This window comes from Streptomyces sp. CB01635, assembly GCF_002803065.1.
GTDB lineage: Bacteria > Actinomycetota > Actinomycetes > Streptomycetales > Streptomycetaceae > Streptomyces.
This window is the reverse complement of the sequence record NZ_NNBL01000040.1, coordinates 20,263-46,102: the sequence shown is the minus strand read 5'-3', so window position 1 is coordinate 46,102 and position 25,840 is coordinate 20,263. Positions and strand designations below refer to the sequence as shown.

Annotated in this window: 18 protein-coding genes, 6 tRNA genes and 1 riboswitch; of the genes, 11 read left to right on the top strand and 13 right to left on the bottom strand. The window is 70.4% G+C overall.

What is annotated here, in order from left to right:
• Positions 1-6: 6 nt before the first annotated feature.
• The 3 genes from CG723_RS42825 to CG723_RS42815 all read right to left on the bottom strand — a co-directional run bounded on the left by CG723_RS42825 (position 7) and on the right by CG723_RS42815 (position 3,638).
• The gene (locus CG723_RS42825) at positions 7-951 is read right to left on the bottom strand and encodes an aldo/keto reductase (RefSeq protein ID WP_100598967.1); all 945 of its coding nucleotides are present in this window, start codon (positions 949-951) and stop codon (positions 7-9) included.
• Positions 952-1,062: 111 nt separating this feature from the next.
• Entirely contained in the window at positions 1,063-2,115 is a 1,053-nt protein-coding gene (locus CG723_RS42820; RefSeq protein WP_100598966.1) for a M23 family metallopeptidase, read from the bottom strand.
• 11 nt (positions 2,116-2,126) lie between these two features.
• A riboswitch (cyclic di-AMP (ydaO/yuaA leader) is annotated at positions 2,127-2,272 on the bottom strand.
• A gap of 259 nt (positions 2,273-2,531) precedes the next feature.
• A complete protein-coding gene (locus CG723_RS42815; RefSeq protein WP_234374835.1) occupies positions 2,532-3,638 on the bottom strand; it encodes a PP2C family protein-serine/threonine phosphatase in 1,107 nt (368 codons plus the stop codon).
• 199 nt (positions 3,639-3,837) lie between these two features.
• Here CG723_RS42815 and CG723_RS42810 point away from each other — a divergent pair.
• Positions 3,838-3,911: transfer RNA gene (locus CG723_RS42810), tRNA-Met, on the top strand.
• A 51-nt stretch (positions 3,912-3,962) separates the two neighbouring features.
• Here the strand turns inward: CG723_RS42810 and CG723_RS42805 are convergent.
• Positions 3,963-4,418, bottom strand: coding sequence for a tellurite resistance TerB family protein (locus tag CG723_RS42805; RefSeq protein ID WP_100598964.1), 456 nt, complete (start codon positions 4,416-4,418; stop codon positions 3,963-3,965).
• A 178-nt stretch (positions 4,419-4,596) separates the two neighbouring features.
• Here CG723_RS42805 and mgtA point away from each other — a divergent pair, with 178 nt between their 5' ends.
• Entirely contained in the window at positions 4,597-7,155 is a 2,559-nt protein-coding gene (mgtA, locus tag CG723_RS42800; RefSeq protein WP_100598963.1) for a magnesium-translocating P-type ATPase, read from the top strand.
• Positions 7,156-7,228: 73 nt separating this feature from the next.
• Here the strand turns inward: mgtA and CG723_RS42795 are convergent.
• From CG723_RS42795 to CG723_RS42775, 5 genes are all read right to left on the bottom strand, one after another.
• Positions 7,229-7,301, bottom strand: a tRNA-Lys gene (locus tag CG723_RS42795).
• Between the two features lie 121 nt (positions 7,302-7,422).
• Positions 7,423-8,967: an amino acid permease gene (locus CG723_RS42790; protein WP_100598962.1), complete on the bottom strand. Its 1,545-nt coding sequence runs from the start codon at positions 8,965-8,967 to the stop codon at positions 7,423-7,425.
• 179 nt (positions 8,968-9,146) lie between these two features.
• Complete coding sequence (locus tag CG723_RS42785) at positions 9,147-11,405, bottom strand: DEAD/DEAH box helicase (protein ID WP_100598961.1); 2,259 nt, start codon at positions 11,403-11,405, stop codon at positions 9,147-9,149.
• Positions 11,406-11,637: 232 nt separating this feature from the next.
• Positions 11,638-12,156, bottom strand: coding sequence for a hypothetical protein (locus CG723_RS42780; protein ID WP_100598960.1), 519 nt, complete (start codon positions 12,154-12,156; stop codon positions 11,638-11,640).
• A gap of 126 nt (positions 12,157-12,282) precedes the next feature.
• The gene (locus CG723_RS42775; protein ID WP_199842109.1) at positions 12,283-12,633 is read right to left on the bottom strand and encodes a metallopeptidase family protein; all 351 of its coding nucleotides are present in this window, start codon (positions 12,631-12,633) and stop codon (positions 12,283-12,285) included.
• 81 nt (positions 12,634-12,714) lie between these two features.
• Here CG723_RS42775 and CG723_RS42770 point away from each other — a divergent pair, with 81 nt between their 5' ends.
• The 4 genes from CG723_RS42770 to CG723_RS42755 all read left to right on the top strand — a co-directional run bounded on the left by CG723_RS42770 (position 12,715) and on the right by CG723_RS42755 (position 14,754).
• Positions 12,715-14,292: a metallophosphoesterase family protein gene (locus CG723_RS42770; protein WP_100598958.1), complete on the top strand. Its 1,578-nt coding sequence runs from the start codon at positions 12,715-12,717 to the stop codon at positions 14,290-14,292.
• 177 nt (positions 14,293-14,469) lie between these two features.
• Positions 14,470-14,542, top strand: a tRNA-Glu gene (locus CG723_RS42765).
• A 39-nt stretch (positions 14,543-14,581) separates the two neighbouring features.
• Positions 14,582-14,656: transfer RNA gene (locus CG723_RS42760), tRNA-Asp, on the top strand.
• Positions 14,657-14,680: 24 nt separating this feature from the next.
• Positions 14,681-14,754 (top strand) — tRNA-Phe (locus tag CG723_RS42755).
• 129 nt (positions 14,755-14,883) lie between these two features.
• On the opposite strand, the gene CG723_RS42750 is transcribed toward CG723_RS42755, so the two are convergent.
• Positions 14,884-15,984: a hypothetical protein gene (locus tag CG723_RS42750; RefSeq protein ID WP_100598957.1), complete on the bottom strand. Its 1,101-nt coding sequence runs from the start codon at positions 15,982-15,984 to the stop codon at positions 14,884-14,886.
• A 121-nt stretch (positions 15,985-16,105) separates the two neighbouring features.
• Between CG723_RS42750 and hrpA the strand changes: the two genes are divergently transcribed.
• The 3 genes from hrpA (at position 16,106) to CG723_RS42735 (ending at position 20,670) form a co-directional block, all read left to right on the top strand.
• Entirely contained in the window at positions 16,106-20,125 is a 4,020-nt protein-coding gene (hrpA, locus tag CG723_RS42745) for an ATP-dependent RNA helicase HrpA (RefSeq protein ID WP_100598956.1), read from the top strand.
• 94 nt (positions 20,126-20,219) lie between these two features.
• Positions 20,220-20,294 (top strand) — tRNA-Asp (locus CG723_RS42740).
• A 175-nt stretch (positions 20,295-20,469) separates the two neighbouring features.
• Complete coding sequence (locus tag CG723_RS42735) at positions 20,470-20,670, top strand: DUF6274 family protein (RefSeq protein WP_100598955.1); 201 nt, start codon at positions 20,470-20,472, stop codon at positions 20,668-20,670.
• Between the two features lie 558 nt (positions 20,671-21,228).
• Here CG723_RS42735 and bldC read toward each other — a convergent pair.
• Together bldC and CG723_RS42725 are read right to left on the bottom strand one after the other, a co-directional pair.
• The gene (gene bldC / locus CG723_RS42730) at positions 21,229-21,435 is read right to left on the bottom strand and encodes a developmental transcriptional regulator BldC (protein WP_003949541.1); all 207 of its coding nucleotides are present in this window, start codon (positions 21,433-21,435) and stop codon (positions 21,229-21,231) included.
• A 468-nt stretch (positions 21,436-21,903) separates the two neighbouring features.
• Complete coding sequence (locus CG723_RS42725; protein WP_100598954.1) at positions 21,904-22,749, bottom strand: hypothetical protein; 846 nt, start codon at positions 22,747-22,749, stop codon at positions 21,904-21,906.
• A gap of 220 nt (positions 22,750-22,969) precedes the next feature.
• On the opposite strand from CG723_RS42725, the gene CG723_RS42720 reads away from it, so the two are divergent.
• Positions 22,970-24,061, top strand: coding sequence for a Leu/Phe/Val dehydrogenase (locus tag CG723_RS42720; RefSeq protein WP_100598953.1), 1,092 nt, complete (start codon positions 22,970-22,972; stop codon positions 24,059-24,061).
• 289 nt (positions 24,062-24,350) lie between these two features.
• The gene (locus CG723_RS42715; RefSeq protein ID WP_100598952.1) at positions 24,351-24,608 is read left to right on the top strand and encodes a DUF3073 domain-containing protein; all 258 of its coding nucleotides are present in this window, start codon (positions 24,351-24,353) and stop codon (positions 24,606-24,608) included.
• A 126-nt stretch (positions 24,609-24,734) separates the two neighbouring features.
• Here CG723_RS42715 and purM read toward each other — a convergent pair whose 3' ends face one another.
• On the bottom strand, positions 24,735-25,808 hold the full coding sequence (gene purM / locus CG723_RS42710) for a phosphoribosylformylglycinamidine cyclo-ligase (RefSeq protein ID WP_100598951.1): 1,074 nt from the start codon (positions 25,806-25,808) through the stop codon (positions 24,735-24,737).
• Positions 25,809-25,840 lie beyond the last annotated feature (32 nt).

The window sequence follows — 25,840 nt, the reverse complement described above, 5'->3', positions numbered from 1 at the left end:
TACGCCTCAGGCGGACGCCTCCGTGAGCTTCGAGAGCTCCGCGTCCGTCAGCTCCAGGTCGGCCACGGCCACCAGCGCCGGCAGCTGCTCCACGGTGCGGGCGGACGCGATCGGCGCGGCCACCGTCGGGCGGGACGCGAGCCAGGCGAGGGCGACCGTCGCGACCTCGGCGCCGTGCGCCTGCGCCACCTCGTCGAGGGCCTTGAGGACGCGCACGCCGCGCTCGGTCTGCAGGTGCCGGCCCGCGCCCGCGGCCCGTGGGCTGTCGACCTCGGTGCCCGGCCGGTACTTGCCCGTCAGGAACCCGGACGCCAGGGCGTAGTACGGGACGGCGGCGAGACCGCTGCGCGAGGCGACCTCCTGGAGACGGCCCTCGTAGGTGTCGCGCGAGACGAGGTTGTAGTGCGGCTGGAGCGCCGCGTAGCGGGCGAGGCCCTCGCGGTCGGAGAAGTCCAGGGACTCCTGGAGGCGCTCCGGGGTCAGGTTCGACGCGGCGATGGCGCGCACCTTGCCGGACTTCACCAGCTCGTCGAGGGCGGAGATGATCTCCTCGACCGGCACGGACGGGTCGTCGAAGTGCGTGTAGTAGAGGTCGATGTAGTCCGTGCCGAGGCGGCGCAGCGACTCGTCTGCGGCGGACTTGATGGTGTTCGCGGACAGGCCCTTGAAGTCGGGGTGGGCGCCGACCTTGGTGGCGATGACGACATCGGAGCGGTTGCCGCGCGCGGCCAGCCACTTGCCGATGACGGTCTCGGACTCGCCGCCCTTGTTGCCCGGAACCCACGACGAGTACGCGTCGGCCGTGTCGACGAAGTTGCCGCCGGCGGCGACGTACCCGTCGAGCACGGCGAAGGACTGCGCCTCGTCGGCGGTCCAGCCGAACACATTGCCGCCGAGGGAGAGCGGGAACACCTCGAGGTCTGACGAGCCAAGCTTGCGAAGAGAAGTCATGGCCTGTCAGAACACCGATACGGAGCAAGATATTCCGGGCATGGCCGACCGGCAGCCCTGACGTCGGGGGGTTGCCGTCAGGACCACCGGGGTTCGGAGGGTTACGAACCTTTAGATGGTCAGGCCGTTGGAGCGCAGCCACGGCGCGGGGTCCACTCCGGTCGCCTGGCCGCCGGGGTGGACCTCCAGGTGGAGGTGCGGCCCGGTCACGTTGCCGGTGGCGCCGACGCGGCCGATGACGTCGCCGCTGGTCACCTTCTGGCCTGCGCTGACGTTGAGGGACGACTGGTGGCAGTACCAGAGTTCGGTGCCGTCCGGCAGCTCAAGGACGGTGCGGTAGCCGTACGCGCCCGCCCAGCCGGCTTCTTTGACGGTGCCGGAGTGGATCGCCTTCAGCGGCGTACCCGTGGGAGCGGCGAAGTCGAGACCCGTGTGGTAGCCGGAGGACCACATCGAGCCGGGCTGACCGAACGTGCCGGTGATCGTGTAGGAGGCGACCGGCAGCGTGAAGCTCTTGGCGAGCTTGGCGAGGCGCTCGGCCTCGGCCTTCTTCTTCGCGGCCTCCTCCGCCTTCTTCTTCTCGGCGGCGGCTTTCGCAGACGCGGCGTCCCGCTCCTTGGCCGCGTCCTCGGCGGCCTTCTTCGCGGCGGCCTCCTCGGCGGCTGCGGCCTCGGCGTCGGCGGCCTGGTCCTGCTGCTGCTCGGCCTGCTGCATGATGCGGGCGCGCAGGGCCTCACCGGCGGTCGTGCCCTGCTCGGCGTCCGCGGTGGTGATGCCGGCGCCGGTCAGCGGGGCCGCGTCGGCGCCGGACGAGTCGTCGTCCGAACCGTCGGATATCAGCGCGCCCACGCCGGGCAGCGACTTGGCGTCGGGCAGCGAGTTCTTGACGGCCGAGAGGTCGGGCATCGAGATGTGTACGGGGGGCTTGCCGCCCTGCGCGGTGGCGATGCCGCCCGCGCCGACGGCCGCGATCACGCCGACCCCGAGAACTGTGGAGCTGCGCGCGAGACCGCCGCGCTGCTTGGCTACGCGGTGCCTGCCGCGTACGGGGCGGACGGACTCCTCGGTGGGATTCCACTCGTCCCAGGTCCGCTCGTCCGCTTCGCCGAACTCTTCGTCGATCGGCGCGTAGGAGAACTCTGGGGCAGGCCGGTTGGACGCCACGGGGGCGCGCTCCTTTCCTTCCTTCTCGCCTACCGGGTTAGCTGACGGGTTCGGAGCAGGAAGGTCTCCTACCGACGCCTTCCGCAAGGAAAGACGTCCGATTCACCCCAAGTTGGTGGTTCCCCGGCTCCCTTGCGGGATTAGGCGCGTGCGCACGGAGCCATCTCTTGTGACGGCTGGGACGACCGCGCTGCGTTATCGAACGTTAATAGACACCGGGGTCCGATTCCAAGCCGTTCCGACTGATCTTTAACGCCTTTGGCCTGGACTTATCGGGGCACGAGCGGGCGGAATCGGGCGAGTTGACCGGCCGTCGGAGCGGGCCGCCCATCTGACGGTTTGTCAAATGTTATGCGCAGCGACGCCGTTCGACTACGGAAGGTGAAGACGGCGGTCACGGCTGCTTCACTGCTGCTTCACGGCCGCCTCACCGCGAGCAGCGCCATGTCGTCCGTCGTGCCGCCCCCGGTGTGCCGGCGGACCTCGGCGGTGAGCGCGGCCAGCAGCGGATCGGGGCCCGAGAACATTCGCCCCGCGAGCCGGGCCGCGGGGTCGTAGAAGGTGCCCTCCGCGTCGCGCGCCTCCGAGAGACCGTCGGTGTAGAGCAGCAGCGTCGCCCCGGACGGGAACTCGGTCTCGGACGCCCGGTCGGGCCAGCTGCCGAGGCCACCCATCCCGAGCGGCAGCGCGGGCTCCGGCGGCGACAGGACCTTGAGCGCCCCGTCGCCGCCCAGGATCAGGGGTTCCGGATGGCCGCGGTTGATGACCCGTACGAGGGCGTTGCCGTGCGGGATCTCGGCGAGCACGGCCGTGGTGAAACCCTCGGACTCGTCGAGGCCGTTGCGCCGCAGCCCCTCCCGCGCGAGCGCCCGCTCCAGGCGCTGCGCGACCGCCTCCAGGGTCGCCTCCTGCTCGGCCGCCTCCCGGAAGGCGCCGATGACGACGGCCACGGCGGACACCGCGCCCATGCCCTTCCCGCGCACGTCGCCCACGACGAGCCGCACCCCGTGCGGGGTGTCCTGCACCGCGTACAGGTCGCCCCCGATGAAGGCCCCCGCCTGGGCCGCCTCGTAGCGGGCCGCGATCTCCAGGCCGCCGATGCGCTCCGCGGGCTCGGGCAGGACGGCGCGCTGGGCCGCCTCGGCGATCTGGCGCACGGAGGTGAGCTGCTCACTGCCCCGCCGCACGACGCGGTTCATGACACAGGCGAGGACGGCGACGGTGACGACCGTGACGAGTTCGGTGATGGCGTCGGTGTCGTAACTGCGGGTGTATCTGAGATGCACCCCGAGTACGACGGCGACGGTCGCGAGGCCGGTCAGGAAAGTGCCGCGAGGCGAGAAGAACGGGGCGGCGACCAGCGGGGCGGCGGTGAAGAGGGGGACGCCGGTGAACGTCGACGGCGTGACGTAGTCGTAGATCGCCCCGACCACGATGAGCAGCACGGGCAGCAGACGTACGAAGAACCGGGCCCGGGACAGGCCCTGCTCCGCCTCTCGCCCGTGTCCTCCTCGCTGCCCCACCGCTCGTCTCCCGCCACCGTCCGCGTCGGTCCCGCGCCTGCGCACGTCGTCGGGCCCCACTCCAGGGTTCCCCCGCAAAAGGCAGCGGGCGACCTGGCGGGACCGACCGGGTGAAAGGGGCCCGAGGCGGCTGACCATGGAACGCCGGGCAACCGATTCGCGTTCTGTCGCCGCAATGGCGTAGAGTCGTGTTTACCGACGCGGGGTGGAGCAGCTCGGTAGCTCGCTGGGCTCATAACCCAGAGGTCGCAGGTTCAAATCCTGTCCCCGCTACTGAAGGCCGAAGGCCCGGAACCAATGGTTCCGGGCCTTCGGTGTATCCGCCTACAGGTCGAACTCGTGCGGGGGCAGGTCGAGCATCAGGCAGGCCTCGCGGACGACGGCCTGCTCGGTCTTGTCGAAGTCGCCGTCCGCGCCGCCGATGACGATGCCGATCTGGATGACCGCGCGCGCCTCGGCGGGCTTCTTCTTCGCCTTGGCGATCTCCTGGAGGACGCTGACCTTGCCGAAGTCGAAGTCGGCGGTCAGCTTGTTCAGATTCGCGTCGAAGCGGCTCTGGAGCTGGTCCGCCGGGAAGTTCTGCAGCACCTCGTTCGTGGAGATGAGCTGGGCCACGCGGCTGCGCTCGGCCGGGTCGATATTCCGGTCGGCCGCGGCGACCAGCGCGCACATCGCCATGCTCGCGTCACGGAAGGCGCCGCTCTTCAGGTCGTTCTTCTTCGCCATGAGCTGCGTCTGCATCGTCGACGCGGACTCCTTGAAGCGATCCCACAGGGCCATGACTCTCCTCGATCGGCACTTACTGATCTTCTACAGCTTTGTAGAAACTAGCGGAGGGCGGCAAAAGTTCCGCCCCTAAACTGAAGGCTCGAACCCATTGCCGGGGAGCCTTTCGCGGTCCGATGAACGGGAGAAGACGACGGTGACGACACCCGAGAATCCCTGACGGCGCCCGAGAGTGACCGACACAGCCCCGGAGACGGACCCCGGCCGTACGACCCTCCAGCTCCTGCGCTCCCTCGACAGCGGCCCGCGCGGCCTCACCGAGGCGGAGGCCGAGCGGCGCCTCGCCCGCCACGGCGAGAACGTCCTGCCGAGTACGCGTCCCCTGTCCTGGCCCCGCCTGGCCGCCCGCAGCCTGCGCGACCCGTTCACCGGCGTCCTGCTCTGCCTCGGCCTCGTCTCGGCGACCGTCGCGGCCTGGGGCACCGCCTGCGTGATCCTCGTCCTGGTCGCCGTCAGCTGCGGCCTGCGCTCCGCCGGCGAGCGCCGCGCGGACAGCGCCATGGCGGGCCTGCGCGACCTGGTCGCGACGACGGCGACCGTGCTGCGCCGCCCCGGCGACGACGAGAGCGCCCCACCGGCCGAACACGAGGCCCCCGTAAGCCAGTTGGTGCCCGGCGACGTGGTGCTGCTCGGTCCCGGCGACCTGGTCCCCGCCGACGTACGCCTCCTGCGGGCGCAGGGCCTGACCGTGCAACAGGCGGCGTTCACCGGGGAGTCGGTGCCCGTCGACAAGCGGCCCGTGGACCTGCCCGCGGACGGCGAGTCGGCGCATCTGTGCTTCCAGGGCGGCAGCGTGGCCTCCGGGAGCGCGAGCGCCGTGGTGCTCGCGACGGGCGCCGGCACCCGCTTCGCCGCCTCCCACCGCACGGTCGGCGCACCGCGCGGGGCGAGCGCGTTCGAGCGCTCCGTGCACGGCATCTCCTGGACCCTGATCCGCTTCATGCTGCTGACGCCGCCGCTGGTCCTGATGGCGGGCGCCGCGCTGCGCGGCCGGGGCCTGGAGACCCTGCCGTTCGCCGTAGCGGTGGCCGTCGGGCTCACCCCGGAGATGCTGCCGGTCATCGTCACGACGGCGCTCGCCCGCGGCTCCGCGCTGCTCGCCCGCACCCACGGCGTCATCGTCAAACGGCTCCCCGCGCTGCACGACATCGGCGCCGTCGACATCCTCTGCGTCGACAAGACAGGCACCCTCACCCAGGACCGCCCGGCCGTCGACCTCGCCCGCACCGACCCCGACGCCCTGCACTGGGCAGCCGTCTCCGCCTGGTGGACGCTCCAGCTCGCCGACCTGCCGACCCCGGACACGCTCGACGAGGCGGTCATCACGCAGGGCCTCGCGGCAGACCCGGCCGTCACGGACACGTACGACGGGATCACCGCCCTGCCCTTCGACCCCGTACGCCGCCTCGCCACCGCAGTCGTCCGGCGGCCCGGCGGCCTCGGCACGGTCACGCTCGCCGTCAAAGGCTCCGTGGAGAACGTCCTCGACCGGTGCGCCCTCGACGACGCCGAGCGCGCGAGCCTGCTCGCCCGGGCCGCGGCGCTGTCCGGCGACGGGCTCCGGCTCCTCGCCGTGGCGACCGCCGAACGCCCCGCCCGGCACCGCCCGTACCGCACCGCCGACGAACGCGGCCTCACCTTCACCGGCTTCGTCGCCTTCACCGACGCCCTCGTGCCGACCGCCGCGCAGGCCCTGCGCGATCTCGGAGAGCGCGGCGTCACGGTCAAGGTGCTCACCGGCGACCACCCCGGCACCGCCGCTCGCGCCCTGCGCGATCTGAGGCTCGCCCCCGGCGACGTACAGACCGCGGACGTCCTCGACGCGCTCACGGACGAGGAACTGGCCCGCCTCGCCCACCGCACCACCGTCTTCGCCCGCTGCACCCCCGCCCACAAGGCGCGCATCGTCACCGCGCTTCGCGCCGGCGGGGAGACGACCGTCGGCTTCCTGGGCGACGGCGTGAACGACCTGCCCGCGCTGCGCGCCGCCGACGTCGGGATCTGCCCGCGCGACGCGGTCCCGGTGGCGCGCGACGCGGCGGACATCGTGCTCGCGCAGCCCGCGGACCGGCCCGGCAAGGACCTCACCGCGATCGGCCACGCGATCACCGCGGGCCGTCACAGCAGCGGCAACATCGCCACGTATCTGCGCGTCACGCTCTCCTCGAACCTCGGCAACGTGATCGCGATGCTCTCGGCGGGCCTCCTGCTGCCGTTCCTGCCGATGCTCCCGGCACAGGTGCTCGCGCAGAACCTGTGCTTCGACGGGGCCCAGCTCTCGTTCGCCTTCGACCGCCCGGCGCCCGACGCCCTGCGCCGGCCCACGACGCTGCGCCCGCGCGACTTCCTGCGCTTCATCACCGGGTTCGGCGTCCTCAACGCCGCCGCCGACCTCGCGACCTTCGGCGTCCTCGCGCTCGCCCTGCGCTCCACGGCGGGCGCGGCCGACGAGGCGGCGTTCCACTCGGGCTGGTTCACCGAGAACCTCCTGACGCAGGCTCTGGTGATGCTGCTCCTGCGCACCGGCCGCGCCCCGCGCACGCCGGGCCCGGTTCGCTGGGCGGTCGCGTCCCTGACCGTCGTCGGCATCCTGCTGCCCCTGACCCCCGTCGCCCGCCCGCTCGGCATGACTCCCCTGCCGCCCGTGTACTACGCGCTCCTCGCGGCGGTACTCGCCCTGTACGCGGTCGCGCTGACGGCGGTGAAGAGGCGGTACCTACGGGAGGCGTGAGGGCCGGCGGAGTTCGGCGGGAACAGCACAGCGGCCCGGTCGGCCGAAGCCGTCCGGGCCGCTGTTCACGCGGTAGACCCTGTGGGACTCGAACCCACAACCAATGGATTAAAAGTCCACTGCTCTGCCAATTGAGCTAAGGGTCCACGCGCCGGCCCGCGCCGACGCATCCCCGAGCATAGCCCGCCGGGGCCGGGAGGCCGATCGGGTATCGGCCTCCGCGGCCTGTCGGATGTCACACGGGCGGCCGGGCGGGGCGCCCGCCGCTCACGGATCGACCGGTTCCGGCGTTCCCACGCGCCCCGCCTCACGCGCGACGGTCCGCGCGTGCTCCGGGTTGAGGAACCAGTGCCGGGCCGACACCAGCCACCACACGCCCGCGAATCCGAGGACCACAAGGACCGCGATCGGGGCGTAGTTGAACGTCTCCCAAGTGACCGGCGAGACCTGCGGCAGCATGAAGAGGACCGTGATGACGGCGACCCACACCACCGCGACGATCCCGATCGGCCGCGACCACCTGCCCAGGTGCCAGGGCCCGCGCTCGAAGTCGTCGCCCTTGCGCAGCCGCAGCAGGGTCGGGACGACGTAGGCGATGTAGAGACCGATGACGGCGATCGAGGTCACGGCCGCGTACGCCGTGACGTTGATGAGATACGGCAGTCCGAGCACGAGCGCGCCGAGCGCCGCCAGCCACACCGCGGCGACGGGGGTGCGGGTGCGCGGGCTGACGGTGTGCCAGACGTGCGAGAACGGCAGCGCGCCGTCACGCGAAAAGGCGTAGATCATACGGCTGTTGGCGGTGACGGAGGCCATGCCGCAGAAGAGCTGCGCGCCGATGACGACGAGGAGCAGCAGCTTCCCGGCGGTCGCCCCGAGCGCGTCGAGCAGGATCTGCGCGGGTGGCGCGCCCGTGGCCGAGCCGAGGGCGCCCTGGTACGACTGGATGGCGAAGGTGAAGCCGAGGAGCAGCACGAACCCGGCGATCCAGGACGTCCAGATGGACCGCACGATGCCCTTCGGCCCCGCGGTGGACGCGTCGTGGGTCTCCTCGGTCATGTGCGCGGAGGCGTCGTAGCCGGTGAAGGTGTACTGGGCCATCAGCAGTCCGATCAGGGCGACGTAGAACCCGCTGCCCCAGCCGGTGTTGTTGACGAACTTCGTGAAGACGAAGGACGCGGACTGGTGGCTGTCCGGCGCGAAGGCGAGGGCGCCGACGATGACGGCGACGCCGACGACGTGCCACCAGACGCTGACGCTGTTGAGCAGCCCGACGATGCGCACGCCGAAGGTGTTGAGGAGTCCGTGCAGCACGAGGATCGCCGCGAACAGCAGGATCGTCCGCCCCGGCGTCACCTCGAAGTCGAACTGGAGGTTCAGATACGCGCCGAGGAAGGACGCGGCGCCGAAGTCGATTCCGGCGGTCACCGCGACCTGACCGAGGACGTTGAACCAGCCCGTGAACCACGCCCAAGCGGCGGCCGTCCGCGCGGGTGCGAGCCGGTGCGCCCAGAAGTAGAGGCCGGCGGAGGTCGGGTACGCGGAACAGATCTCCGCCATCGCGAGCCCGACGAACAGCGTCATGAGGCCGACCCCGACCCACCCCCAGGTGATCAGGGCGGGGCCGCCGGTGTTCATCCCGAACAGATACATCGTCAGGCACCCGGAGAGCACCGAGATGATCGTGAAGGAGACGGCGTAGTTGGAGAACGCCGACATCCTGCGGGCGAGGACCTGCGTGTAGCCGAGCTGGGCGAGACGTTCCTCGTCGGTCGATGGCGGCGGTTGCTGCGCCGCTGGATCACTTGTCATGCCCCCAGCGATTCCCGTACCGGGGGCGGGGCATGCGCGGGCGTTGGCCACAAAATACCCGCGGGTGAACGGCGGTACAGGAGCGCGAAAGGAAAGAAGGGCCCGGGAGACGTGATCGTCTCCCGGGCCCTTCTCAGGTCAGGCCGTCAGGCCATCAGGCACTGCGGCCTTCAGCCGTTTCAGCCGTTGCGCTTCCAGCGCGGCTTCTCGTCGCGGCGGAACGAGGAACCGCCGGTCGAGCCGGAGCCCGCACCGCGGTGGTCGTCGCGGCGGCCGTACGGACGGTCGTGGCCACCGGAGCGGAAGCCGCCGCCGGCGGGACGGTCGTCACGACGGTCACGGTTGAACGGACGGTCGCTGCCGCGGTGGCCGCCGGAGGGGCGGTCGTCACGGCGGAAGCCGCCGCCCGAGGGGCGCTCGTCGCGACGGTCGCGGTTGAAGCCGCCACCGGAGGGACGGTCGTCGCGACGGTCACGGTTGAAGCCGCCGGACGGACGGTCGTTGTCGCGGCGGAAGCCGCCGGACGGACGGTCGTTGTCACGACGCTCGAAGGAACGGCCACCGCGGTCGTCACGACGGTCGCGGTCGAAGCCGCCACGGTTGTCGTCACGGCGGTCGCGGTTGAAGCCGCCACCGGAGGGACGGTCGTCGCGGCGGAAGCCACCGCCCGAGGGGCGCTCGTCACGACGGTCACGGTTGAAGCCGCCACCGGAGGGACGGTCGTCGCGGCGGAAGCCACCACGGTCGTTGTCACGGCGGTCACGGTTGAAGCCGCCCGACGGACGGTCGTCGCGACGGTCGCGCTTCTCGTAGTTGCCCCGCTCGTCACGGCGCTGCGGACGCTGCTCGTACGAGGACGAACGCTCCTGGCGCTCGGCCGGCGCGGCAGCCTGCTCCGGGACGGACGCCTCGGCGGCCTTCTCGGCAGCGGCGGCGACAGCGGCGGCGACACCCTCGGCGTCCTCGCCACGCTCACGGGCGGCACGCGCGGTGAGGCGGTCGGCCTCCTCGCGCAGCTCGCCGGCGCGACGCGTGGCCCGCTCCAGCTCCTTGGTGAGGGAGGTGACCTCACGCTCGGCCTGCTGCGCGGCGTTGCCCGCGGACTCGGCCTGGACCTCGGTCATGGACCGGGCGCCGGTGATCTCGGCGACCTCCGGGTCGAAGGCGGCACCGCCCTGGATGATGTGGCGCGAGGCGTCGACGCCCGCGTCCTCCATGAGGCGGAAGATCTGACGGCGCTGGTGCGGCAGCGACAGGGAGACGACGACACCGGACTTGCCGGCACGCGCGGTACGGCCCGAGCGGTGCAGGTAGTCCTTGTGGTCACCGGCCGGGTCCACGTTCAGGACCAGGTCGATGCCGTCGACGTGGATACCGCGGGCGGCGACGTCGGTGGCGACGAGCGTGTTGACGTAGCCGTCCTTGAAGTCGGCGAGGACGCGGGTACGAGAACCCTGCGTCATGCCGCCGTGCAGCGCGTCGGCCTTCACGCCGGCGTCCTGGAGCTGCTCGGCGATGCGGTCGGCGCCCAGCTGGGTGCGGACGAAGATGATCGTGCGGCCCTTGCGGGAGGCGATCGCGGCGGTGACCGGCGCCTTGTCCTTGGGCTTCACGATCAGGATGTGGTGGGTCATGGTCGTGACGGCGCCCTGGGCGGCGTCGACCTCGTGCGTGACCGGGTTGGTCAGGTAGCGCTTGACCAGCGTGGAGATCTCGTTCTCCATCGTGGCCGAGAACAGCATGCGCTGGCCGTCGGCCGGGACCTGGTCGAGCAGCTCGGTGACCTCGGGCAGGAAGCCCAGGTCGGACATCTGGTCGGCCTCGTCGAGAACGGCGATCTCGACGTTCTCGAGCGAGCAGGCGCCGCGGTTGATGATGTCGCGCAGACGGCCCGGGGTGGCGACGAGGACGTCGACGCCGCGCTCGAGGGCGTAGATCTGGTTGCCCATGGACGTACCGCCGCAGACGACCTTCATCTTCAGGCCGAGGACGTCGCCGTAGGGCTGGAGGGCGTCGGCGACCTGCATCGCCAGCTCGCGGGTCGGGGTCAGGATGACCGCGCGGGGCTTCTTCTTCTCGGTGTGACCGCCGGCGAGACGCGCCAGGGTCGGCAGACCGAAGGAGAGGGTCTTGCCGGAGCCGGTGCGGCCACGGCCGAGGATGTCCTTGCCGGCCAGGGCGTCCGGGATGGTCGCGGCCTGGATCGGGAACGGCGCGGTCACGCCGTTCTGCGCGAGCTTGCGGACGATGCCCTCGGGCAGACCGAGGTCGCCGAAGGTCAAGGTGGGCTCGGCGGGGGTGTCGGTGTCGGCCTCGGCGGAGGCGCTGTCAGCGGCCTCTCCGACGGCAACGGCAGTCACGTCCTCGTCGACGGCGAGAACCTGCACGGCCTCGTCGTTCTCGGGCATGACGGTGTGGTCAGAACTGGAAATGGACATGCGAAATGCGAAACCTTCCGGAGTCTCGGCACGCGCCCGTCAACTCCGTGAATTTCGCAATCGACCGCCTCAATGCGGTCCAGCCACGGCTGGGGAGAGAACGCGCCACGCGGCGCTCTCTTAACGGCGCCGGGCAAATGGGATCAAACGATCTACCACCATAGTCACCCACCGCCCCCTCGCGCAAACCGATCCCCTGAGACCCCGCTCACACCCGCCCCCTGGGCAAGTCCTACGCAGGCATCCCCGCCCGCGGCGCCGGCTCCCGGTCGACCTGCACCCGGGCCGACGCCTGTTCGTGCGCCGACGACGAGGGCTCCGCGGTGGTCGGGTCCGGCGTCGGCGTGGGGGTGTCCGGGGTCGGCGTGGGCGTGTCCGGCGCGGTGCGCGTCGGGGTCGGCCGGGACGGTGGCGTGGTCCGCCCGCTCGCCGAGGGCTTCACCGGACCCGTTGCGCCGTTGGAGGGACTCGCGGAGGGCGAGGCGGCGTGCGAGGCCGCATCGGACGCGGTGCCGCTCGGCGACGACGCCCCCTTCGCGCCTTCCCGGCCCCCGGCCCGCCCCTCGCCGCCCCCGGGGACCACCGCCCCGCCGTCCGGCGCCGCCCGCCCGCCGTGCCGCCCCGCCGAGTGCGACGGGGCGGTCCCGCCCCCCTCGTGGGCGACGCTCATGCAGCCGGTGGTCGCCGCCGTGACGGCCACCACCGCCGCGGCCAGTCGGACCAGACGAGGGGGTACGGACAGCTGGCGCACGGGCGAGCACCTCCGGGGCGCTGAAAAGCTGGAGCTGAAGCGAGACGGGAACCGCCGAAAAGACCGGCGTCACCGTTCCCAACTCCCGTCCCCCGCAAGAGGACACGCCCGCTCACCGCCCGGCCGTCACCCGTATCCGAGGGCGTGCAGCCGCGCGTCGTCGATCCCGAAGTGGTGGGCGATCTCGTGGACCACGGTGATCTCCGTCTCCGCGACGACGTCTTCGCGGGACTCGCACATCCGCAGTGTGGGTCCCCGGTAGATGGTGATGCGGTCGGGCAGCACGCCCGCGTACCACTCACCCCGGTCCGTCAGCGGCGTCCCTTCGTAGAGGCCGAGCAGCTCAGGTTCCCCGGCGGCGGGCTCGTCCTCGACGAACACCGCCACGTTGTCCATGAGCCGCGTCAGCTCCGGCGGAATCCGGTCCAGGGCTTCGGCGACCAGTTCCTCGAACTCCTCGCGCGTCATCTCCAGCACACGGCCATTGTCGGCCACTCGCCGCCAGATCGACCTGTCCGTCCGGGCATACGGGACCATCCGCATGGGCATACGGGACCAATGGCCCGCGTCCCCGCTGTCGCCGCCCTGTCCGCCCTGCGGAACATCCCCGCCGCGGTGGGCCGCCACCATCGCGCCCGCCGCCCCCGCCCCACCGGCGATCTCACCCTCCAGCCCCGCCCGTACCTCCGCGCCCTGGGCCTCGCGGCCGTCGTCCTCATGGGCGCGTGGCTCGGCCTGCTCGTCGTGGGGAACGTCCGCGTCCCGGTGGGCCCGATGGACACCCGCATGACGCTGCGCCCGTCCCTGACCGGCGGCACGAAGATCAACGTCTCGCCGCTGGGCTCCCTGGAACTCAAGTCGCACACGGCCCCCATCCGCCTCGACGTGGACGTCGACCGCCTCGACCCGGTCCGCTCCCAGGCCCTGGTCGACCACCCCGAGCGCCTCTCGGGCCTCCAGGACGAGGTCACCCGCGACGTCGAGCACGGCACCCTCGACCTCGCCCTGCGCTCCTGCGTCGCCGTCGTCTCCGGCGCCACCGCGCTCGGCCTCGCCGTCTACCGCCGCCCCCGCCGCGCGCTCGGCGCCGGCGGCCTCGCGCTCGCCCTCCTGGCGGCCTCGGGAGGGGCGGCGTACGCGACCTGGAACCCCAAGTCGGTCCTGGAGCCGAAGTTCTCGGGCCTGCTCTCCTCGGCCCCCTCGGTGGTCGGCAACGCGCGCTCGATCGTCACCGAATTCGACGTCTACCAAAAGGAGTTGGCGCGCCTGGTGACCAATGTGACCAAGCTCTACGACGTGACGTCGACGCTCCCCGCCTACCGGCCGGACCCGTCCACGATCCGCGTCCTGCACGTCTCGGACATCCATCTCAACCCGGCCAGCTGGAAGATCATCTCCTCGCTCGTCAAGCAGTACGACATCTCGGTGATCGTCGACTCCGGCGACACGATGGACCACGGCTCGGCGGCCGAGAACCCGTTCCTCGACCCGATCAAGGACCTCGGCGCCCCGTACATCTGGGTCCGCGGCAACCACGACTCGGCGACCACCCAGCGCTACCTCTCACACATCAGGAACGTCCGCGTCCTCGACAACGGCAAGGCGGTCACCGTCGCCGGACTGCGCTTCGCCGGCACCGGGGACCCCCAGTACACGCCGGACCGCGCGGTCAAGGCGCAGGGCGACCCGGCCGAGCGCATGGCGGGCATCCGGCTCGCCTCCGCGCTGCGCGACCAGCGGGAGGCGGGCACGCCGGTGGACATCGCGATCGCCCACAACCCGGTGGCCGCCCGCGAGACGGACGGCACGGTCCCGCTGGTCCTCGCGGGCCACATCCACCACGAAGCGACCGAGGTGATGAAGCTGGGCACGCGGCTGCGTATCGAGGGCTCGACCGGCGGCAGCGGCCTGCGCGCCGTCGACGACGGCTCCCCCGACCCGGTGCAGGCGTCGGTCCTCTATCTGGACCGCGACACGCGCCGTCTGCAGGCCTGGGACGAGATCGAACTGGGCGGCCTCGGCCTGACGACGGCACAGGTCAGCCGCCATCTGCCCAAGGAGAACCAGCCGGGCGCGACCCCCTCGCCGACGCCGCCCACGGGCTCGCCCGCACCCTCGCCTATTCGGTTTGGCTGACACCGAAACGCCGTAGTACAGTCTGCGACGTGCCCAAGGGCGCCGGTCGGGGCTTGACCGTTCCAAGACCTCCAGAGGTCGAGGAAGAAGCGGAACCTCTTGGGGGGAAGCGGAGTCACATGCTTCTCACGTCCTCTTCTGGGCGATAGACGCAGAAGCAGCAAGGCCAGTAGTTTTGCCCTCATCGTCTAGTGGCCCAGGACGCCGCCCTTTCAAGGCGGTAGCACGGGTTCGAATCCCGTTGGGGGCACGCAACATCCTGTGCGACACTTGTGTCGCACAACAGCTTGGTCCTGTGGAGCAGTTTGGAGTGCTCGCCACCCTGTCAAGGTGGAGGCCGCGGGTTCAAATCCCGTCAGGACCGCTGCGATTCGTTCGCGAACCGCGTGGCTGGGTAGCTCAGTTGGTACGAGCGATCGCCTGAAAAGCGATAGGTCGCCGGTTCGATCCCGGCCCCAGCCACAAGATTCAGGCCCCGTCCCCGGACGGGGCCTGTTGCGTTTTCCCAGCGGCGCACCGCCCGAGCGATCTTCCGAAAGCCCTGTCTCCGACGGGGCTTTCGGCGTATCCGGGCGCAGTCACCCGACAGGGTCACGCCCCCGGCGCCCCGGCATGGGCCGGTTCCGTCGTTCGGCCGCCCGGGTGGCGGTGGCGCCAGACCCAGAAGATCGTGGTCGACAGCAGGGCCCATGCCGTGAGGACCAGGAACGGGAACACGTGCTGGTGCCCGCCGAAGTACACGGCCGTGTGCTGCGCGTTCACGGAGCCGCCCGGCGGCAGCCACCGCCCGATGCGGCCGAGCACCGACGGCAGCAGCGGCCACGACACCGCGCCGCCCGACGACGGGTTGCCGAGGAGCACCATCAGCCCCCAGGTCGGGATCATCGCCCAGCGGCCGACCAGCGTGTTGAACATCGTGAAGACCATCCCCGACGTGAACATCGTCAGCGCGAGGATGGCCCAGGACTCGGCGAACGGCAGATCGAGCGCGCCCAGCCACCAGTCCACGACCGCGGCGATCACGAAGCCCCCGAGCATCGCGTACACCGCGGTGTACGCGATGCGCTCCAGCGGGTTGAGGGCGCTCGCTTGAACGCTCAGCTGGATCGCGCCGACGAAGCCGATGATGACGGCAGCCAGCGAGATGTAGAAGATCGCGAGGCCGCGCGGGTCGCCCTTCTGCAGCGGTTTGATGTCGGTCACGGTGACCGGGACCCCGAGTGCGGCGCCGACCTGCGGGGTGGTCTCGGCAAGGACCTGCGCCACCGAGGCGCCGGAGGCTCCCGAGACCTTGAGCGCCACGCGGTCCCCCTGCCGTACGTCGAGGATCGCGAAGACTTTCTGCTGGTCCACGCCCTCGACGGCCGCCGCGACGCTGTCGTACAGGTGCACTTCGAGGGACGCGTTCAGCGCCTTCTCCATGCCGGCCAGGAACGCCGTCCCACCGTGCTTCGCGTTCGCCGCGCCCACCACCGCCGTGGGAATCCGGTGCGGCGTCGGGTTCGCCATCGTGTAGGTGTACGACCCCGCGAAGAGGCCCGCGGCGGCCGCGATGATGAACACGAGGACGGTCGCGGGCAGGAACGGCGACTTCTTGAAGTCCTCCCAGCGCTCCCCGCGCGTCGGCACGCGCCCGTGCGCGCCGTGGTCGTGTGCGCCGTGATCGTGATCGTCGTCGCTCGGCTCAGACATATGGACACGTTAAAACACCCATATCGGACCTTCATCGGCAAACGCTCCGGTCTCCACTGATACCGGCCCACGTCAAAACCATTCGCCACCCGTTTCCCGGAGGTGAGATCCTGAAGGACGTATGTCTACGCAGCCTGCCCCCGTCCTCGGCACCCTCGCCCAGCGCCTGTCCGAGCTGTCCCTGCGCGATGCGCACCGGCTCGGCCGCAGGCTCGAAGGCGCGCGCCGCATCCGCAAGCCCGAAGCCCGGGCCGCCGTGCTCGCCGAGATCGAGGCGGAGGCCGAGAAGGCCGAGGCCCGGACGGCGCAGCGCCGCGGCCGGTACGAGGCGCTCGAGATCACGTATCCCGAGCAGCTCCCCGTCAGCCAGAAGAAGGCAGAGATCGCCGACGCGATCCGCGATCACCAGGTCGTGATCGTCGCGGGCGAGACCGGCTCCGGCAAGACGACCCAGATCCCCAAGATCTGTCTCGAACTCGGCCGCGGCGTGCGCGGCATGATCGGGCACACCCAGCCCCGCCGGCTCGCGGCCCGCACGGTCGCCGAGCGGATCGCGGACGAGATGGACACCCCGCTGGGCGAGGCCGTCGGCTGGAAGGTCCGCTTCACGGACCAGGTCAGCCCGGACGCCACGTTCGTGAAGCTGATGACGGACGGCATCCTGCTCGCCGAGATCCAGACGGACCGCGAGCTGCGCGCGTACGACACGATCATCATCGACGAGGCCCACGAGCGGTCCCTGAACATCGACTTCCTGCTCGGTTATCTGGCGCAGCTGCTGCCCAGGCGCCCGGACCTGAAGGTCGTCATCACGTCGGCGACGATCGACCCCGAGCGCTTCTCCCGCCACTTCGGTGACGCCCCGATCGTCGAGGTCAGCGGCCGTACGTATCCGGTCGAGGTGCGCTACAGACCCCTGCTCGAAGAGGATTCGGACGACGCCGACCGTGATCAGATCACTGCGATCACCGACGCCGTCGAGGAGCTCCAGGGCGAGGGCAAGGGCGACATCCTCGTCTTCCTGTCCGGGGAGCGCGAGATCCGCGACACGGCGGACGCGCTGGAGAAGAAGAAGTTCCGGTTCACCGAGGTCCTGCCGCTCTACGCACGCCTGTCGCACGCGGAGCAGCACCGCGTCTTCCAGCGCCCCTCGGGCTCGCTCCGCCGCATCGTCCTCGCGACGAACGTCGCGGAGACCTCGCTGACCGTCCCCGGCATCAAGTACGTGATCGACCCGGGCACCGCCCGCATCTCGCGGTACTCGCACCGCACGAAGGTGCAGCGCCTGCCCATCGAGGCGATCAGCCAGGCCAGCGCCAACCAGCGCAAGGGCCGCTGCGGCCGTACGTCGGACGGCATCTGCATCCGCCTGTACTCGGAGGACGACTTCGTCGCCCGCCCCGAGTTCACGGACGCGGAGATCCTCCGTACGAATCTCGCCTCCGTCATCCTCCAGATGACCGCGGCCGGGCTCGGCGACATCGAGAAGTTCCCCTTCATCGACCCGCCGGACCACCGCAACATCCGCGACGGCGTGCAGCTCCTCCAGGAGCTGGGCGCGCTGAACCCGGCGGAGAAGGACGTCCGTAAACGCCTCACCGAGCAGGGCCGCAAGCTCGCCCAGCTGCCGGTGGACCCGCGCCTGGCCCGGATGGTCCTGGAGGCCGACAAGAACGGCTGCGTGCGCGAGGTCATGGTGATCGCGGCCGCGCTGTCCATCCAGGACCCGCGCGAGCGCCCCAGCGACAAGCAGGCGCAGGCGGACCAGCAGCACGCCCGCTTCAAGGACGAGACGTCCGACTTCCTGGCGTTCCTCAACCTCTGGCGCTATGTGCGCGAGCAGCAGAAGACGCTCGGCTCGTCCGCGTTCCGCCGCATGTGCAAGTCGGAGTACCTGAACTTCCTGCGCATCCGCGAGTGGCAGGACATCTATACGCAGCTGCGTACGGTCGCCAAGCAGATGGGCCTTCATCTGGAGGAGCCTTCGGCGGGTGCTGACGCCCCCGACCAGCAGGTCCACATCTCGCTGCTCGCCGGCCTGCTCTCCCACATCGGGATGAAGGACGTGAAGGAGTCCACGGACAAGGACCCCAAGCAACGCGGCGGGCGGAACGAGTACCTGGGCGCGCGCAACGCCAAGTTCGCCGTCTTCCCCGGCTCCGCCCTCTTCAAGAAGCCCCCGCGCTTCATCATGTCCGCCGAGCTCGTCGAGACGTCGCGGCTGTGGGCCCGCGTCAACGCGAAGATCGAGCCGGAGTGGGTCGAGCCCCTCGCCGAGCACCTCCTCAAGCGCACGTACAGCGAGCCGCACTGGGAGAAGGACCAGGCGGCCGTGATGGCGTACGAGAAGGTGACGCTGTACGGCGTCCCGCTCGTCGCCCAGCGCAAGGTGAACTACGGGCGCATCGACCCCGAGGTGAGCCGCGAGCTGTTCATCAGGAACGCGCTCGTCGAGGGGGACTGGCGCACGCACCACAAGTTCTTCTCGGACAACCGCAGGCTGCTCACCGAGGTCGAGGAGCTGGAGCACCGTGCCCGCCGCCGCGACATCGTCGTCGACGACGAGACGCTCTTCGACTTCTACGACCAGCGGATCCCGGACCATGTCGTCTCGGGCGCCCACTTCGACAGCTGGTGGAAGCACAAGAAGCAGGACGAGCCCGAACTCCTCGACTTCGAGCGCTCGATGCTCATCCGCGAGTCGGCGGAGGCCATCACCAAGGACGACTATCCGGACTCGTGGCGCCAGGGTCCGCTGAAGTTCCGGGTGACGTACCAGTTCGAGCCGGGTGCGGACGCGGACGGTGTGACCGTCCACGTACCGCTCCAGGTGCTCAACCAGGTCACGTCCGAGGGCTTCGACTGGCAGATCCCGGGCCTGCGCGAGGACGTGGTCACGGAGCTGATCCGCTCCCTGCCCAAGCCGGTCCGCCGGCACTACGTCCCGGCGCCGAACTACGCGAAGGCGTTCCTGGAGCGGGCTGTGCCGTCGGCCGATGGCCGCCAGGCAACACAGCAGGAGGCCCTGCCCACCACGCTCGCCCGCGAGCTCCAGCGCATGGTCGGCGTCCCCGTCACCCCGGACGACTTCGACCTGTCCCGCGTACCCGACCACTTGAAGATCACGTTCAGGATCGTCGACGAGCGGCGCAGGACCCTCGGCGAGGACAAGGACCTGGAGGCGCTCAAGCTCCGCCTCAAGCCGAAGGCCCGCAAGGCGATCTCGCAGGCGGCAGCGGCCACGGCCGAGCGCTCGGGCGGCGCGTCCGTGGAGCGCTCGGGCCTCACGGACTGGACGATCGGCACGCTCAGCCGTGTCTTCGAGACCCGGCGCGCCGGCCAGCCCGTCAAGGCGTACCCGGCGTTGGTCGACGACGGGGACACGGTCTCCGTCCGCCTCTTCGACACGGAGGCCGAGCAGCAGCAGGCGATGTGGAAGGGCACGCGCCGGCTGATCCTGCGCAACATCCCGGTCAACCCGGGCAAGTTCGCCTCGGACAAGCTGACCAACCCCCAGAAGCTCGCCCTGTCCGCGAACCCGCACGGCACGGTCCAGGCGCTCTTCGACGACTGCGCCATGGCCTCCTGCGACAAGCTCATCGCGGACTTCGGCGGCCCGGCCTGGGACGAGGAGTCGTACCGGAAGCTCTACGACAAGGTGCGCGCCGAGATCGTCGACACGACCGTACGGACGGTGGGCCAGGTACAACAGGTGCTCGCCGCCTGGCAGGCCTGCGAGCGCCGCCTGAAGTCCACGAAGAGCCCGACGCTGCTCGCCAACCTCACGGACGTGCGGACCCAGTTGACGGCCCTGATCCGCCCCGGCTTCGTCACGGACACCGGCCTGCGGCGCCTGCCCGACCTGGTGCGCTACCTGGTCGCGGCCGACCGGCGCCTGACGCAGATGCCGACGAACGTCCAGCGGGACACGTCGCGCATGGAGAAGGTCCACGAGATGCAGGACGAGTACGCGTGGCTGCTCGAACAGATGCCGCAGGGGCGGCCCGTGCCGCAGGAAGTCCTGGACATCCGCTGGATGCTGGAGGAGCTGCGGGTCAGCTACTTCGCCCACGCGCTCGGCACCGCGTACCCCGTCTCGGACAAGCGGATCGTGAAGGCGATCGACGCGGCAGCGCCGTAACGGACCGGGCACGTTAAGTGAGTTCGACCGCCGGGCCTGCGCTGCTGTACAGTCTCATCTCGCAGCACAGAGCAACACCAAGTGCCGCAAGCAAGGTCCTGTGGAGCAGTTTGGAGTGCTCGCCACCCTGTCAAGGTGGAGGCCGCGGGTTCAAATCCCGTCAGGACCGCACGTAAGACTGAGGCCCGCATCCCGCAAGGGATGCGGGCCTCAGTCGTGTGCGCGCCCGCCCGTGAGGCCCGGCCCCGCGCGTCCGTGCCCCCGCGCCCCGCCCCCGGGCGTCTTGACTGCGTCCCGCTCCCCCGGTACTCAGACAGCAGGGATTCCCGACCCGGAGGTGACGCATGGCGGCATCCGCCCGGCACGAGACGCGCGCTCTGCTGCGTGCCCACCTCTCCGCCGCCTCCGGCTACCGCCATCTGACCCGGCACTGCCCCGTCTGCCACCAACTCCTGCGCCTCGCCCTGGAGCCCGGCAGAGAGCCCGCAGGGGGCCGCGAGAGGGACCGGGGGGCCACGGAGGACGAAAGTCCCCCCACCGCATGACCAAAGGCGCCGGACGGCGGCCCCAACTGGTGGGAGCCTGGGGGAGAACGACGGACACCGCCACGCGAATCCCCTCTAACTCAAGGGCCTCGCCAGCAACAAGTGTTCGAGCGTGTGACGGGCATCACGGGATCAGTTTTGGAAACAGCGTTTCTTACACCCGCCCTACAACACCTCAATTTAATATGTGCAATTGCACCACCCTCAGGGCCCGCCGGGGCACTCCCGAAGGCCCACCCCGCGACCCCTCCGACGGACCTCTCCGGCGACCCGCCGAGCACCCGCCGGCACTCCCCGGCAGACCGCCACAGGCGCTCCATCAGGGACCCACAGGGCCGCCCACAAAGCCACGCACAGGCACCCCACAGGCCACCCGGCCCGCACGGATCCGCGCATAAAAAAAATCGCGCTGGACCCGGCGGAGTCCAGCGCGATCGACGACGCACCCTTGAAGCATGAGCAGGCGTGGGCCTGTTGGGGCAGACCCGCGTCGTGTGGAGCTATAGGTTGGGCGCGAAAAGGGCTGGGGAGCCCGGAACGCCCGTTTTATTCAGTTGTTCAGGCCTCGCTGCGCTGCTGCGGAATGCCCGCGAGCAGTGCGCGGACCTCCGCCTCGCGGTAGCGGCGATGCCCGCCGAGCGTGCGAATCGACGTGAGCTTGCCAGCCTTTGCCCAGCGCGTCACCGTCTTCGGGTCGACGCGGAACATCGTGGCGACCTCAGCCGGGGTCAGCAGCGGCTCGGCATCAGGGGTGCGAGCGGTCATGAGCGGCCTCCTCGGGAGAACCGAACCTTCTCGGTTCATTCCTCTAAATTCTGCACCTTGACCCGCGTTGCCCGAAATGGCGGACGCGAGTCGAGTCGGTTATAGGACGAACGGCTTGTCCTCGGCACTACAACTACACCATCCGTCCAGCCGCGTCGGCCAAACCGATGGAATTGCCCTCCCAGGTGTTCATCAGCGACGGAAGCCGATGGACCATGCCATAGCGGACAGTCACGCCACTGTGACGATCAGTCACAGTGGCGCCAGGAGTCACGAGACCCCCCATAGCGTGCAATGCTGAGATTCCGGCTGAACGCGGACGAAAGCAACCGGATGGAGTCCTCCCCGGACTCCTTGTCCTATTTTGGCACGAGGGGGGGCGATGGACGCAAGGGAGAAGTAAGTGCGGTCCATCACGCTTGAGGCAAAAGCCCGGTTCAGGACCTACGTCCCCGCACGTCTGTCCGGTCAGTTCGCGAACTGCCGGTCCCGCACCGCACGCCAACGTTCCATCAGCCGCGCGTACGCCGCTTCTGCACCGTCACCATCACCGCGCCGCAGCGCCTCGATCCCCTCCGCCACGTCCGCAGCGGAATGATCACCATCCAGATCCTCCGCGGACAAGGCGTGCACCAGGCCGCCGTAGTCGAGTTCGACGAATGAACGCGGATGGAACTCTTCGAGCCAGCGCCCCACATCCACCAGGCCGTCGATCAGCGGCCCCTCGTCCATCGTGTCCCGCAGCGTGCGAAGCCCCCGCGCGACCCGGCGGCGCGCCTGCACCATCGGCGTGCGGTAGCGCAGCACCGGCGCCTCGCCGTCCGCGGCCCCCTTGCCGTACTCGCGCTCCTCGTCCGCGACGAGCACGAACCAGTTCAGCGGGATCTGCCAGGTGGACGTGCGGATCCAGGGGCGGGCGTCGGGGTTGCGGGCCAGCCAGCGCTCGTAGTCCGCGGCGGACTGCCGGCGGACCACCGGCGGGAGCACCGCGTCCAGCACGGGTGTCGGCAGGCGCCCCGGCAGCTCGTCCAGCGCCTGCCAGCCGCGCAGTCGCGTGCGCCAGGGACACACGCACACCACACCGTCCGTCTCGATGACGAACGCGTCGTCGCTCTCGTGGACCGGCACGGGCACCGGCGGGGTGGGCAGCAAGTCGGCCAGCGAGCGGCGCAGTTCGTCCTGGTAGGAGGGGCGCTCGCGGCGCTGCGCATAGCGCTCCCAGTGGCTCCGCTCGGGCTCGGGGAACGCCGCGAGGGGTTCGTACACGCGTAGATACGACGCGTAGGGCACGGTCACCGACGACACCTTGGGCACGGCTGCTCCCTCCCCCGGCCTGCGCCTGGAAAACACTGCAAATCGTCCCATGGCCGAAGCTGATCGCACCTGGCCGGACACGCGCGTACTCCGGGAGAGGGTGATCCCCGGCACTGCGCATCTGGCGGCTCGGCGCAGGCTCTAGTCTCTTGCCCAACGGGACCCGCCACCCGTACGGGCACCGTCTCCAACCGCCGCTACTTGACCGGGAGTCACCACAGTGACCGACGTAACCGGCGCCCCTGCCGATGTTCTGCACACCCTGTTCCGATCGGATCAGGGCGGCCATGAGCAAGTCGTGCTCTGCCAGGACCGCGCCAGTGGCCTCAAGGCCGTCATCGCCATCCACAGCACCGCCCTGGGCCCCGCCCTCGGCGGCACCCGCTTCTACCCGTACGCGAGCGAGGCGGAGGCCGTCGCCGACGCCCTGAACCTCTCGCGCGGGATGTCGTACAAGAACGCCATGGCCGGCCTCGACCACGGCGGCGGCAAGGCCGTGATCATCGGTGACCCCGAGACGATCAAGAGCGAGGAACTGCTGCTCGCCTACGGCCGCTTCGTCGCCTCCCTCGGCGGGCGCTACGTGACGGCGTGCGACGTCGGCACCTACGTCGCCGACATGGACGTCGTCGCGCGCGAGTGCCGCTGGACGACCGGGCGCTCGCCCGAGAACGGCGGCGCCGGCGACTCGTCCGTGCTCACCGCCTTCGGCGTCTTCCAGGGCATGCGGGCCTCCGCCCAGCACCTGTGGGGCGACCCGACGCTGCGCGACCGCAAGGTCGGCGTCGCGGGCGTCGGCAAGGTCGGCCACCACCTCGTGGAGCACCTCCTGTCGGACGGCGCCGAAGTCGTGATCACGGACGTGCGCGCGGAGTCCGTACGGCGGATTCAGGACAAGCACCCGTCCGTCCGGGCCGTGGCGGACACCGAGACGCTCATCCGTACCGAGGGTCTCGACATCTACGCTCCGTGCGCCCTGGGCGGCGCGCTCGACGACCACTCCGTCCCCGTCCTCACTGCGAAGATCGTCTGCGGCGCGGCCAACAACCAGCTCGCCCACCCGGGCGTGGAGAAGGACCTCGCCGACCGCGGGATCCTTTACGCGCCCGACTACGTCGTGAACGCCGGCGGAGTGATCCAGGTCGCCGACGAGCTGCACGGCTTCGACTTCGACCGGTGCAAGGCCAAGGCGGCGAAGATCTTCGACACGACGCTGGCCATATTCGCTCGTGCGAAGGCGGACGGGATTCCGCCGGCCGCCGCGGCCGACCGGATCGCCGAGCAGCGCATGGCGGAGGCCCGCCGCCGCTGACGTTCGGGGTGCCCGGGAGCGGCCCGGCGGCGGATGCGGGAGACAAGACTCACGCCCGTCGGCGGGTCGCCCGCCAAGAAGAGGTTAAAATCGCAGCTGACCAGCGAGGACAGGGCACCTTGCTGGTCCTGCGCCCAGGCGCGTCCTGCGGGCGACGTACCGTATGGCCGCGGGAGCAGGTACCGTGGAAGCCCTAAGGACGGGTCTCTCTGCGGAGAGCCCGTTCGAGATCATGAACGCGTGTCAAGACTCTGGGGCCGTCGAGCCCCGTCACCGAGGGGGTCGAGCCATGGGGCGCGGCCGGGCAAAGGCCAAGCAGACGAAGGTCGCCCGCCAGCTGAAGTACAGCAGCGGCGGGACTGATCTGTCGCGTCTGGCCAATGAGCTGGGCGCTTCGACCTCGAATCAGCCGCCGAATGGCGAGCCGTTCGAGGACGACGACGAGGAAGACGACCCGTACGCCCAGTACGCGGATCTGTATAACGACGACGAGGATGACGAGGACTCAGATGAGTCCGGTCCCTCGCCGCAGCGCCGCGGCGCTTGACCTCGCAGTCCTGCAGTCTGCAGTCCAGCAGTAGTTCTTCGCAGTTCTCGTTTTCGTAGCAACTGCACTTCACCCGGTCCGGGGTGGTCACACCGCCGGACCGGGTTTTGTGCTGCCCTGCGGGCCTTACTTGCTGTAGTCACCCGTGAGCGCCGCGCCCGTGACGTGCTCGCCGCGCTCGGTGATCTCACCGGCGACCCACGAGTCCACGCCGCGGTCGGCGAGCGTCGCGAGCGCCGAGTCCACCGCGTCCTGGGGGACGATCGCCATCATGCCGACGCCCATGTTCAGCGTCTTCTCGAGCTCCAGGCGCTCCACCGCGCCGGCCTTGCCGACGAGGTCGAAGATCGCGCCGGGCGCCCACGTGGAGCGGTCCACGGTGGCGTGCAGGCCGTCCGGGATGACCCGGGCCAGGTTGGCCGCGAGGCCGCCGCCCGTGATGTGGCTGTACGCGTGGACGTCCGTGGTGCGGGTCAGTGCCAGGCAGTCCAGCGAGTAGATCTTGGTGGGCTCCAGAAGCTCCTCGCCGAGCGTGCGGCCGAGCTCCTCGATGTGCTGGTCGAGCTTCAGGTTCGCGCGGTCGAAGAGGACGTGGCGGACCAGCGAGTACCCGTTCGAGTGAAGGCCGGAGGACGCCATGGCGATCACCGCGTCACCCGTACGGATACGATCCGGGCCGAGCAGCCGGTCGGCCTCCACGACGCCGGTGCCGGCGCCCGCGACATCGAAGTCGTCCGCGCCGAGCAGGCCCGGGTGCTCCGCGGTCTCGCCGCCGACGAGGGAGCAGCCGGCGAGGACACAGCCCTCTGCGATGCCCTTCACGATCGCGGCGACACGCTCGGGGTGCACCTTGCCGACGCAGATGTAGTCGGTCATGAACAGCGGCTCGGCGCCGCACACCACGATGTCGTCCATGACCATCGCGACGAGGTCGTGACCGATGGTGTCGTACACGCCGAGGCGGCGGGCGATGTCGACCTTCGTGCCGACTCCGTCCGTGGCGGAGGCGAGCAGCGGACGCTCGTAACGCTTGAAGGCGGAGGCGTCGAAGAGGCCGGCGAATCCGCCGAGACCGCCGAGGCCGGCGACCTCGGGGCGCTGCGTCTTCTTCACCCACTCCTTCATCAGTTCGACGGCGCGGTCGCCCGCTTCGATGTCGACGCCCGCGGACGCATAGCTGGCACCAGGTGTCTCAGACATGGCTTGAGAACTTTCGTGTCGTACGACGGGGG